Here is a 12196-nt window from a genome sequence, read left to right as displayed (position 1 = left end):
AAGGAGTCAACAAAACTGGGGGCAGTCCCGGATGTTTGGGTCCAGCCCCGCACTGGAAAACATCATCATCGTGTTTTCGCGGCTGGGGTTGACGTCCAAAAGAATCATCGGCTCGTCAGCGACATCCTCCAGCCCCAGCGTCGGATGACTGGCGAGTGGGTGGTCAGCGGCCAAGACGATGGCCGGCGTAGTGTCGAAGAGCCGTTGGCCCCGCAGCCCATTGGGCAGTGACAGGTCGTAGGCGATGGCCAGGTCCAACGTTCCGGACTTGAGCCCTTCCTGCACGTCTGATTGCGGGCCGACGAAAAAGTCGAGGTCGACGTAGGGGTGCCGCCTACTGTAGTTGTCGATGAGCGCGGCCAGTACGGTAGGCGCCAGTGTCCCGTAGCAGCCCAACGTCAGGGACCCGCGTAACTCAGCTCCGGCGTCGGCGGCGTGAAGCTCCAAATCGGTGGCCGCATGAAGCAGCCCTTTGGCGCGATCCAGGACGTAACGTCCGGCCGCTGTCAGTGCCACGCCGTGAGCCTTGCGTCTTATGGTCAGCTGCGCTCCGAAGGCGTGCTCAAGTGCGTTGATTGCTCCTGCCACTGCCGATTGCGAAATGAGCAGGGTGTCCGCGGCTGCCGTCATGGTTCCGTGATCCGCCACGCTCACAAAAATTTCGAGCTGCCGCAGTGTATACCGAGCCACCTCGCAGCAATCGCCCCTCCGCGCTGCTCGCCCTAGGGATAGTCACCCCTGGGCGTTAGGGGCAGAGTCCGGACTGGAAAGCCGCCACCCAGGTCCGGGAGTACGGATGTAGAGGGTGTGCAGTCGTTCCTGCGGTTCTCTCCAGTGAAAACTCCCTATCTACCGCGGCAGTACCATCGAACGCACCAACCAGGGCTCATGGCCGACATCCCCGGCATCAACGAACCACCCCAGCACATCCTCTTCGCCCAACCGAAACTGCGCCTAAATGGTCACGCGTCGAATGGACCCATCAGCTCCTCCTCCACGCATACACCAGAACCAGCCCACAACACGCAACGGCCATCCTCACCACGATCAGCCACATCAACTGGTGGGAGGGCCGAGGATCCAAAAGCACACCGATACCTCCAACTCGCACTCGATACCGACCTCGGCTACCGCTTCGCCAGACTGACCCATCACAGGCTCGGAGCCGGCATCATCGCAGGCTGGAACACCACAAAGACACCGTGTACAAAACCCGCCAAAACATGCCCCAGCGAAACTAACGTGGGCGTCGGGTACGCAGGTGCTCTGTCAGAAGTCACTTTGCGAGGCGTGTTAGGGGTGTGGTGGTTGAACACCTGCGGAAGCAAGATGATGGGGTATTCATCCAACGAATATGTTCTATCAAAAATCGTTTCTTCCCCAAATAGATGATCTGAACCATGGTGGTTACAGGACCTGCAGACAACTGTCCGAGACACCAGCACATCAGAAGGAATTCATCGTGGAAACTCCCCTCTCCCATCTTGCCCACCTCGAGATCACCGCCCCGGACGTCGAAGCCTCGGCACGGTTCTACGAGGAGAAGTTCGGCATGCGCATCATTGACCGCGTGGATGGCAACGTGTACCTGCGCTGCTGGGGCGACTACTACCGCTACAGCCTAGTCATCACTGAAGGCCCCGAAGCATCCCTCGGCCGGATGGCATGGCGCACCAACTCCCAGGCCGCGCTCGAAGCTGCAGCAGCCCGCGTTGAAGCAACCGGGGTGCAGGGCACCTGGACTGCGGGCGGCCACGGCTTCGGCAAAGCCTACGAGTTCACGGGTCCTTACGGCCACCACATGCGCCTCTTCTACGACGTAGAGAAATTCGTCGCCGAGCCCGGCTTCGAATCCACCTACCCGGACCGGCCCGAACGTCGCAGCAGCCACGCAGCTGCTCCCCGCTTCCTGGACCACGTCACGGTCGCTTCCACCGACGTCCGCGGCTTCGCCAAGTGGTACAACGAGGCACTGGGCTTCCGCGTCATGGCCTTCGTCGACCTGGACGAAGCACCCATCACCGTCTTCTCCGTGCTCACCACCAACGAGAAGTCCCACGACCTCGGCGTCGTCCTGGACACCTCCAAGCGCGCCGGCCGCGTCAACCACATCGCCTTCTGGGTGGACGCCACCGAGGACCTCCTCCGCACCGCCGACGTGATGATGGAAAACGGCACCCCCATGGAATACGGACCTTCCATCCACGGCGTCGGCGAGCAGAACTTCCTCTACTTCCGCGACCCCTCAGGCCTGCGCGTGGAGCTGAACTCCGGCGGCTACCGCAACTACGTCCCGGACTGGGACGCCAACACCTGGAAGCCTTCGGAAGGATCCAACAACTTCTACAAGAATGGAGCCATGCCACACTCCATGACAGAATCCTTCCCGCCGGCCGAAGGTTTCACCGCCACGGAAGAAGGCGCCTCCGCCGAAATGAAGGAAGCCCTCCTGAACCCCTACGCAAAGCAGGGCCGCGGCTAATGACGCAGCCACACTACGCACTGGTCCGCTTCCAGGAGCAGGGCGCAGACAAGGCACAGACCGGACTGCTGGTTGGTGACCGTGTGCTGCCCCTGGACAGTGATATCAACTCGCTCATTCGGCACTGGGAAACCACAGAAGGTGAGCTCGACCAACTGGCCGCATCGGTTGGCGGGGAGACGGGCCTGGCGCTGTCCGTCGTCGAGGTCCTGGCTCCGGTGGAACCCGCCCAGGTCTTGCAGACCGGCGCCAACTACCGCAAGCACGTCATTGACCTTGCCGTGGCACACCGGGAATCCGGCCAGGACGCAGAAGAGGTACGCGCCAAGACGGCCGCCATGATGGACGAACGCGCTGGCCAGGGAACGCCGTACTTCTTCATCGGTCTCCCGACGGCGATCGCCTCGGCTACGGACGACCTCACCCTGCCGGGCTACAGCGAATCCCACGACTGGGAACTGGAACTCGCCGCCGTCATCGGCAAGGAAGCATTCCGGGTAACCCCGGAGGAAGCCCTCGGGTACGTATTCGGGTACACCATGGTCAACGACATCACCACGCGCGAGTACGTCTTCCGCAAGGACATGCCCGCCATCGGTTCGGACTGGTACCGCGCCAAGAACGCACCGGGCTTCCTGCCCACCGGTCCCCTGCTGGTGCCGGCCAAGCTCTTCGGCGACCCGCAGGACGTCCAGGTCACTCTGAAACTCAACGGCAAGGCCATGCAGGACGAATCCACCCAGGACATGATCTTCGGTGTCGCCAAGCTGGTCAGCGAAGCATCCCAAATCATGCCGCTCCGGCCCGGCGACCTGGTCCTGACCGGAAGCCCTGCCGGCAACGGCCAGCACTGGGGACGGCTCCTGCAGGACGGCGACGTCATGGAAGGCACCATCACCGGACTAGGTACCCAAATGATCCACTGCAAGGACGAAGTACGGTGAATTCGCAGCAGACCGCTCATGCGGACGACACGGTTACCGGGGAATCAGCTGATTCCCCGGTAATCCGGCGTGAAGACCCACTGGGTACCATTACGGCGGCGGCTGCCAAGTACAACAACTGGGGACGCTGGGGGGAAGACGACGTCCTCGGGACGCTGAACTTCATCGACGCCGGCAAGCGCGTCGAGGCTGCTGCGTTGGTGACCACCGGGGAAGCGTTCTCCTTGTCGCAACCGTTCGACACGGACGGCCCGCAGAAGGGCTGGCGACGCCGCACAAACCCGGTACACACCATGACGGACACCGGGGTGGATGCCGAACGCGGCAACCAGGGATTCCCCCACGGCTTTGGCGGTGCGGATGACGTCATCGCGATGCCGTTGCAGTGCTCCACGCAATGGGACGGGCTTGGCCACATCTTCGACCGCGGCAAAGCCTGGAACGGGAGAGCCGCTGGAGATGTGGTGACCTCTATGGGCGACCTTGTCACCGGGATCGAAACCGCGTCGGCCAAGATCGTCACCCGTGGTGTCCTCCTGGATGTTGGCCGCGCATTGGGAGTAGATGGTGAACTGCCCGATGGCTTCGCGATCACCCCAGAAGATCTTGCACGCACTATTGAGCTGCAAGGGACCAGCTCCGCAGTTCGCCGGGGCGACATCGTGGTGATCCGGACCGGGCAGTACACCCGCGTTCGGCGTGAAGGTTGGGGCGACTATGCAGGTGGGTCCGCTCCCGGGTTGTCCTTCAGCACTGCGGCCTGGTTACACGCCTCGGAAATCGCCGGGATCGCCACGGATACATGGGGTTTCGAAGTCCGACCCAACGAGTTCGAGGGCGCATTCCAGCCCCTCCACCAAATCGCCATCCCCAATCTCGGTCTGTTCCTCGGCGAAATGTGGGACCCCGACCAACTCGCTGAAGCTTGCGCGACCGACGGCAAGTACGACTTCATGATCACGGCAGCACCGCTCCCCATCACCGGAGCTGTCGGTTCACCGGTCAATCCCATCGCCGTCCGGTAGCAGTGAACCACGTTGAAGGAAGTCTTATGAATAACAACGCCACAAGTCAGCAACCCACGGTAGACGTTCACGCCCACGTTCTCATTCCGGCCTTGCAACACACAGTTGCGGAGAACGATCCGGAAGGTTTTGCAGCTCTGCAGGCTCTGGAAGTCCGCCGCAACGGGCGCGAATCCATGGCGAACTCCGGCCTTATGATCAAGGAACGGTGGCCGCAGCTCACTGCCCTTGACCGTCGACTGACGGACATGGACGCCCAAAGAGTAGACGTTCAGCTGGTCTCACCCTCGCCGTCGCACTTCTACTACTTTGCCGGCGAGGACCTCGCACTGACCTTGGCCAAGCAGGCCAACCGGGCAGTCCGTGAGTTCGTGGACGCGGCTCCGGACCGATTGAACGGACTCGGTCTGGTACCCCTGCAGCACCCGCACCTCATGATCGAAGCACTGGATCATGCAGTCCTGGAATGTGGCCTGCTGGGGGTGGAAATCGGTTCCTTCGCCGCTACGTCTGGTGACGCCGACCGCAGCACGGTGGAACTGTCCGATCCCCGATTGGACCCCTTCTGGAACCGGGCAGAGGAACTGGGCGCCATTGTCTTCCTGCATCCCTTTGGCTGCTCTCTGGACGAACGTCTTGACCGTTTCTACCTGGCCAACACCGTCTCCCAACCCGCCGAGAATGCCGTTGCCCTTTCGCACCTCATCTTCAGCGGGGTCCTGGACCGATATCCGAACCTGAAAGTGCTCGCCGCCCACGGAGGCGGTTATCTTCCCACGACCATAGGCCGTTCGGACCGCGCGTGGAAGGTCAGGCCGGAGGCGCAGCGGTGCGCCGAACCGCCGTCGTCCTATCTCCGCCGGATCTTCTTCGATTCACTGGTCCACAGCGGTCCTGAACTACGTGCCCTCGTGGATGCGACCGGCCCCGGACAGGTGCTGCTCGGCTCGGACTACCCCTTCGACATGGGTTCCGACAACCCGGTGGGCGAAGTCCACACTGCCGGGCTTGCTGAGGCCGACGCGGCCGAGGTTCTGGGCGGCAATGCCGCCGCCCTCGGCATCACCGCTGCTGCTGCAGCCCTCATCGCCCGACCCACCGCTTAAGGAAGAAGATATGGTCAAGATCGCCCGCTGGAATCACGACGGCGGTACTCACTCGGGGTTCGTGGACGGCGAGCAATGCTTCGCCTTGCCTGAGGGACGCACGGTCACTGATCTGTTGGCCGCAGGGCTCGAATCGACACTGGAGATCGCCGCTGAAACCATGGGGTCGGCGGACCCGTTGGCCTTGGCCGACGTGCAGCTGCTGGCGCCCTTGGAACCTGCCACCATCCGGGATTTCGTGGCGTTCGAAGAACACGTGGAGGGCGTCAGGAAGAGCATCGATGGAGTGGCCGGCGTGGTTGCCGAATGGTATGAGGCACCCACGTTCTACTTCACCAATCCCCACACAGTGACCGGCACCGGCGAGGTCATAGGAATCCCGGCGGGCTGCACGGACTTGGACTTCGAGACCGAGGTCGCGGCCGTCGTCGGGCGTGTTCCGGGAAGCGACGGCAGGAACCTGTCGGCGGCAGACGCTCACCGGCACATCTTCGGCTACACCATCCTCAATGACTGGTCGGCGCGGGACCTCCAGCGGCGCGAGATGAAGGTCAGCCTGGGCCCATGCAAGGGCAAAGACTTCTCAAACACCTTGGGTCCTTGGATTGTGACTGCAGACGAGTTCGAGCACCTGCACGATGACGAGGGCTTCCTGCCCATTTCCATGGAGGTGGAAGTCAATGGCGAACGGGTTGGCCAGGATCTGCTCTCCAATATGGGGTGGCCGTTCGCCGAACTCGTCGCGTATGCATCGCAGGACTCGGTAGTGCGCCCGGGCGACGTCCTCGGATCCGGAACATGCGGCCGCGGCTGTCTGGCTGAACTGTGGGGAAGGAACGGGTCGAAGACTCCACCGCCGCTCAAAACGGGCGACGTCGTCCGGATGGCTGTGGAGGGAATCGGATCGATCGAGAATACGGTGGGTGAACGGCGCGTCGCTGCAACCCGGGCGCCTGCGAGGACACGGCCCCGCAACCGGGCGGTCGCAGCACTCATTCCCAAGAAGGGCTGACAACCTCCCCGGTATAGGCGATCCGAAAGGGGAGTCGTCGCAAAGGATTATTCAAATCCTTTGCAACGACTCCCCGATCTTGTTTAACCGTAGGAGCCAGCTTATGGACGGACGCGAAGCTCGCCTACAGCTGTTCCGTCGAGCCCACCACCTACATGAATCTCAAAGTCCCCATCCTCTACGACGTAACGACCATCGTTGTCCCAGAAACCCAGATCATTCCAGCCAAGTTCGAAGTAAAGCGAACGTGCCTCACCGGGTTGCAAACTGGTGCGCGTGAAGCCGCGCAGACGGCGAATCGGTTGGGCGAGCGACGCAATAAGGTCGCGGATGAAGACCATCGTGACTTCGTCCCCCGCTCGCGCGCCGGTGTTTCTGACAGTGATTTCCACTCCTACTGACTTACCGGCTCGTAGATCCGCCACGGAGACCTCCGGAGCTGAGACCTTGAGCCCACCATATTCGAACGAGGTATAGCTGAGCCCATGGCCGAAGGGGAACTGGGGGCCCAGGTCCAGATCCTTGTACTTTGATGTGTAGTGATCATCAGTATTGCCGGGTCCCATGAGCGCAACATCAAGCGTGCCGCCGTCAATTGTTCCAGACACCGTGGCCGGACGACCTGTGTTCTCGTGATCGTAGTAGATAGGTACCTGGCTGGAGGAACGCGGGAACGTCATAGGCAACCGGCCTCCGGGGTTCATCGAACCACTCAATGCCCGTGCCACGGCCCTGGGCCCTTCCAACCCCGCATGCCACGCCTCCAGTACGGCAGGTACGGAATTGACCCAGGCACTCGTAACCAAAGGCCGACCGTTGAACATGACCACAGCCATAGGCCTGCCAGTCTCAGCAACGGCTCGTATCAACTCTTCCTGGGCACCAGGAAGTCGGAGATCGCTGCGGGAACTCGCTTCACCTGTCAGTGCGGAAGGCTCCCCGACAGCAACCACCACTGCGTCATAACCCGCAGCGTCAGCCACGGCATCAGCGATCAGGCTCGCATCACCTTCGAAGAAGCCGGTTCCTTCCTTCACCGCAAGCGACCATTCGGGGCACTCCTGCCTGATGGCGTCCGCCAAAGACCCAGCGGGTGCTGCGAAAGACTGCACCCACGCCCCGAGGTGGTCGGTGCTGTTGGCGTATGGACCCACCAGCAAGACTCGTTTCCTCTCGGGGCCTAATGGCAGGACTGATTCGTTCTTGAGCAGAACCAGCCCCTTCTCGGCCGCCGTCAAGGCCACCTGACGACTGGCCCGCGAAGGGGCAGTCACCTCGAGGTCGGGTTCCCTGTAAGGATCATCGAAAAGACCCAAGGCAAGCTTCAGGCTGAGGACCCGACGAACAGCGTCGTCTACGCGCGCCAAAGGCACGTCGTCCGGCCTCAGGCGGGCGCCGCCGTCGGCTGTTAAGACGTTTCCGCCCATTTCGACGTCGAGACCGGCAGCAAATGACTGCCGGAGTGCGTCCGGCAAGTCCTCTGCGATGCCGTGATCCAGAAGGTTGACCACGCCTTCGGCATCGCCGACCACCACGCCGTTGAACCCGAGTTCCTCTTTGAGGATGGCCGTCAGCAGGAAATGGTTGGCGTGGGCAGGGCGCCCGGAAACCGTGTTGAAGGCCGCCATGACCGTGGCCACGCCGGCATCCACAGCTAATCTGAAGGGTTCAAGATAGACATTCCTCAGCCGCTGTGCAGACACGTCCACCGTGTTGTAGTCACGGCCGCCCTCGGCTTGGCCGTAGGCCACGAAGTGCTTGGCGCACGCAAGGATGGAATCCCGATCACGCAGCGACTCACCCTGGTAACCACGCACTTTCGCCGCACCGAACACAGCGTTGACGTAAGCGTCCTCTCCGAAGCCTTCGACAACGCGTCCCCAGCGCGGGTCCCGGGAGACATCTATCATCGGAGAGAACGTCCAGTTGACGCCCCCGGATGCCGCCTCCTGCGCGGAGATGCGGGCGTCCGTCTCAGCCGTCTCTGGCTGGAAGCTCGCGGCCTGGGCGAGGGGAACCGGGAAGGTGGTCCGCTGTCCGTGAATCACATCCAGACCCACCAAGAGTGGAATTCCGTGAGGTGTCTCTTCGCGGGCTATCCTCTGAAGTTCATTGGTAGCTTCGGCGCTTCGTGGCCAAAAAACAGCTCCGATGCCGCTGCGGACCAGCTCCGCAGCATCTTCTAGCCGCGGACGGAAGGCTATTTGGAGTTGGGCAAGCTTTTGCTCCCACGTCATGGCTTCAATGAGGTTTTCCACGAGCTCGTCGTGTGCCGGCGCCAATGTCACCGTTGGTCCTTTCGTTTGATGGTGGATATTGCGCCGGCTTTGCCGTTCACTCCCGGAGTGTCAGCATCTTCTGGTCCGCGCCCCCACCAGGCACGGGCATGTAGGAGATTCGCAGCCGTTCGCGCACTGCTACCTCGTGCTCGCCCCCAGCCAGGCCACCGGGTTTCTCGACGGATATGGTTGCAACCTCCCCCATTTCCCAGCGGTCGTCAAAGACGTCGGGGAGGTCGGCCAGCTTGTACGTGTTGCCGTGGACCATGAGTGAGACCGATTCAGCTGGGGCCGTTTCGCCGTCGACGGTGACCTGCACGTCCTCCACCATGGAGAGCCCCAACCCGCGGTAGTACGGAAGACGTACCCCGAGTTGAAAGCCTGTGATGTCGTCGCCGGCCATAACATTTCGGAGGGTGTCCTCGACGATGATGTATTTATCGAACATCGTTACCACCCTCGGCAGAAACGCCGACCGTGGGCACGGAGTCGATCGTTGGTTCTTCACCGAGCAGGCGCACGAACATCCGGTGCTGCCTGCGGACTTGCTCAACGCTGTCGACGTTAAAGATGTCCTGGATATGCCGGTTGCCCTCGTACTCGCTGGATAGGTAGCCGTCATAACCGCCTTCGATGAGCACCGGCATGATCTTGTCGTAGGGGATGCTGTACTCCACGCCCGCATCGGTCATTTCATAGAACTTGGCTTGAATGTGGTGGATCAGCGGCATGTGTTCAAGCAATACCCCGGGGTCATTCCAGGTAAGGAACGTCGCTAGCCGGGCGATGCCCTGCTCCACAGGGTTGGCACCCATGTAGTTGAACGTATCCATGAGGCCGTGCACGTCCCCGTGGTTGTTGTAGGTCTCCACGGCGAGCTCCACGAAGTGCGGCCGGGCACCGTCGCGAAGTGCGCGATCCGACATGACCCGGGGGAAGCGTTCAACGAAAGTTCCCATGTCGGGCATGAACCCCAAGGCCGGCGATTCCAGCCGATGCATGACTTCCAGGTGCCTGATGATCCACGGATGTTCGTAGTGGAAAGGCGCATGAACTTCCAGAAGAAGCTTCAGGCCCAGCTTCTCAGCGTATGGGGCGCTTGCTTCCATGACCTCCGGTGGCGTGTTGATGATGGCGCGGACGTACGTGGCGCCGAGCCTTCTTGCGATGTCCAGGTCTTTGCGCACGGACTCCGTCATTTCATGGAGTGTCATCACTCGGCCGGGATAGCGCTTGGTGTCGAGGAAAAGGTCCGTGGCAACGGTGGTGGTGCCGTACTTTTCCATCCATCCATCCCACGTGCGGTAGAACGCGTCTCCCGGCTTGGGGTAGCCGGTGATCGACTGTTCGGGGATGATTTCGACGCCAAAGGCTCCTATGGATCCGGCCTCCCTCACGCAGTCCTCAAGGGACATCTTCTTCAGGAAAAATTCTTCCTGGTAGCTGTAGAAACTGACTCCACGCTTGATCTGATGGGCGGTATTCAACACCCAGCTCCTCGTGTTTAGCGCGCGCAGTGAGCGCGACATTTCGCACCGACCTACGACGGGCGTATTCCCACGCTACTGGCGTGGCCACTCAAAGGGCAGTGCCGGAAAGATCACGAACACCAATGGCGCCCATCCACAGATCGAATGATGGGAACCCCCAGCGCGCCCCATCCAAGCGGTACCGTCAATTCAGGTGCCTGCATCGCTGACGTACGCTTCGTACGCTGATGCTCCCGGGCACCGTGCCCTGGCTCACCACCCGGGCACTGCGTAATCCGTGAAGGATTCCCCCGTGAATACCCAATCTGAGAACCATGGCCGAGCGTACGACGTCGTCATTGTTGGCAGCGGCCCCTCCGGCGCCGCCTATGCCCGCATCCTTCACGAGGAGGCCCCGCAGTTCCGGGTCCTGATGGTTGAAGCCGGCCCGTTGTTGTCCGAGCAACCGGGCGTGCATGTAAAGAACCTGACGGATCCACAGGCACGAGGGGCTGCGCAGCTCGCATCCCAAGGGCCGGTGACTTCCCTTAGCCCCGCCTCACCAACGCCCGGTCCGGGACGGCCGGGCACTTTCCTGTTGCGTCCCGACGGACTGGCTCCCTTCGCCGGGATGCCGGCGGCAGCGATGTCCAGCAACGTCGGAGGCATGGGCGCCCATTGGACCTGCGCCTGCCCTCGACCCGGAGCATCAGAGCGGATCGCCTTCCTCGACGACGGCACCCTTGACGCCGCTCTTGCCGACGCCGAGCGACTGCTCGCCGTCACCTCAGAGGCTTTCGTGGACGCACCGTTCGCCGAGGACGTCCGACGCCGACTTGAGGACGAGTTTCACCGTACGGGGTCGGCGGCCATACAGCCGATGCCGCTGGCTGTTCAAAAGCACCCGGATGGCACCATCATGTGGTCCGGGACCGACGTCGTTCTTGGTCCGCTCGCTGAACCCGCCACGCCCGGCGACTCCTTTGAGCTCCGTGACCAGACACTGTGCCAACGCGTAACGCTGGACGCCGGACGCGTCACCGGAGTGGAATTGAAGGACCTCGCCACCGGAGCAGTCACCATGGTTCGCGCGCCCGCAGTGGTGGTGGCGGCCGATGCCCTCCGCACACCGCAGCTTTTGTTCGCCTCCGGCGTACGACCGCGGGCACTGGGCCGGTACTTGAACGACCAGCCACAAGTGATCAGCGCTGTCCGTTTGCCGGCCGATGTTGTGGAGGACGGAGTTCACGTTGCCGCCGCCGGAACCGCGTCGCACAGTGGTGTGTCCTGGGTTCCCTATACGGACGAGGAACCCGTCCATGGCCAAGTGATGCAGCTTGATGCGTCGCCGCTACCACTGGCTGAAGACGACCATGTGGTGCCCGGATCTGTGATTGGCCTCGGCTGGTTCTGCGCCACCGAGACCGTGGAGGAGAACCGAGTGGAGTTCGACGAAAACCTTATGGACCACTACGGGATGCCTCGCATGGCTATCCAGTACAACCTGACGTGGAAGGACCTCCGGGTCATCGAGGAGGCCAAGGAGGCAGTGACCCGCGCCGGCAAGGCGTTGGGAACGTTCCTGGACGGTCGGCCGCCCTTCCTTCTCCCGGCCGGTTCGTCGCTGCACTACCAGGGGTCCGTCCGCATGGGACAGCACGACGACGGCCGCTCCGTATGCGGTCCGGACAGTCAGGTGTGGGGTACTGAAGGGCTGTATGTCGCGGGCAATGGCGTGATCCCTACATCCACCGCCTGCAATCCAACCCTGACGTCCGTGGCGCTCGCGGTCCTGGGAGCACGGTCGTTGGCCCGGAGCATTCAGTAACCCGGAGGTCCCCCGGCACCTGGCAGTGCTGCGCCAAAAAGGCGGGTCCAC

At 62.2% G+C, this 12196-nt stretch carries 10 protein-coding genes; 6 read left to right on the top strand and 4 right to left on the bottom strand.

The features are described 5' to 3' along the window. Positions 1-6 precede the first annotated feature (6 nt). Positions 7-648, bottom strand: a complete 642-nt coding sequence (locus KCX59_RS09865) for a LysR family transcriptional regulator (protein WP_179017301.1) — start codon at positions 646-648, stop codon at positions 7-9. Positions 649-1462: 814 nt separating this feature from the next. On the opposite strand from KCX59_RS09865, the gene KCX59_RS09860 reads away from it, so the two are divergent. From KCX59_RS09860 to KCX59_RS09840, 5 genes are read left to right on the top strand one after another with little or no spacing between them, the layout of a single operon-like run. Continuing rightward, a complete protein-coding gene (locus KCX59_RS09860; RefSeq protein ID WP_179017302.1) occupies positions 1463-2482 on the top strand; it encodes a VOC family protein in 1020 nt (339 codons plus the stop codon). Beyond that, positions 2482-3426: a fumarylacetoacetate hydrolase family protein gene (locus tag KCX59_RS09855; RefSeq protein ID WP_179017303.1), complete on the top strand. Its 945-nt coding sequence runs from the start codon at positions 2482-2484 to the stop codon at positions 3424-3426. The genes KCX59_RS09860 and KCX59_RS09855 overlap by 1 nt, the downstream gene beginning before the upstream one ends. Beyond that, entirely contained in the window at positions 3423-4451 is a 1029-nt protein-coding gene (locus KCX59_RS09850; RefSeq protein WP_370629182.1) for a cyclase family protein, read from the top strand. The genes KCX59_RS09855 and KCX59_RS09850 overlap by 4 nt, the downstream gene beginning before the upstream one ends. A 26-nt stretch (positions 4452-4477) precedes the next feature. Further along, a complete protein-coding gene (locus tag KCX59_RS09845) occupies positions 4478-5557 on the top strand; it encodes an amidohydrolase family protein (RefSeq protein WP_179017304.1) in 1080 nt (359 codons plus the stop codon). Positions 5558-5567: 10 nt separating this feature from the next. After that, on the top strand, positions 5568-6569 hold the full coding sequence (locus KCX59_RS09840; protein ID WP_179017305.1) for a fumarylacetoacetate hydrolase family protein: 1002 nt from the start codon (positions 5568-5570) through the stop codon (positions 6567-6569). Positions 6570-6670: 101 nt separating this feature from the next. Here the strand turns inward: KCX59_RS09840 and KCX59_RS09835 are convergent, their stop codons facing one another. From KCX59_RS09835 to KCX59_RS09825, 3 genes are read right to left on the bottom strand one after another with little or no spacing between them, the layout of a single operon-like run. After that, positions 6671-8857 (bottom strand): glycoside hydrolase family 3 N-terminal domain-containing protein, encoded by a 2187-nt coding sequence (locus KCX59_RS09835; RefSeq protein ID WP_370629183.1) that lies wholly within the window; start codon positions 8855-8857, stop codon positions 6671-6673. A 46-nt stretch (positions 8858-8903) separates the two neighbouring features. Next, positions 8904-9296 (bottom strand): C-glycoside deglycosidase beta subunit domain-containing protein, encoded by a 393-nt coding sequence (locus tag KCX59_RS09830; RefSeq protein WP_179017306.1) that lies wholly within the window; start codon positions 9294-9296, stop codon positions 8904-8906. Then, positions 9286-10338, bottom strand: coding sequence for a TIM barrel protein (locus tag KCX59_RS09825; RefSeq protein ID WP_179017307.1), 1053 nt, complete (start codon positions 10336-10338; stop codon positions 9286-9288). Before KCX59_RS09825 ends, KCX59_RS09830 begins: the two co-directional genes overlap by 11 nt. A 292-nt stretch (positions 10339-10630) precedes the next feature. On the opposite strand from KCX59_RS09825, the gene KCX59_RS09820 reads away from it, so the two are divergent. After that, positions 10631-12145, top strand: a complete 1515-nt coding sequence (locus tag KCX59_RS09820) for a GMC oxidoreductase (protein ID WP_179017308.1) — start codon at positions 10631-10633, stop codon at positions 12143-12145. Positions 12146-12196: the final 51 nt, after the last annotated feature.

Source organism: Paenarthrobacter nitroguajacolicus, assembly GCF_051027655.1.
GTDB classification, from domain to species: domain Bacteria; phylum Actinomycetota; class Actinomycetes; order Actinomycetales; family Micrococcaceae; genus Arthrobacter; species Arthrobacter nitroguajacolicus.
Note: the sequence above shows the minus strand (reverse complement) of the source record. Positions and strands in the feature narration are given on the sequence as shown.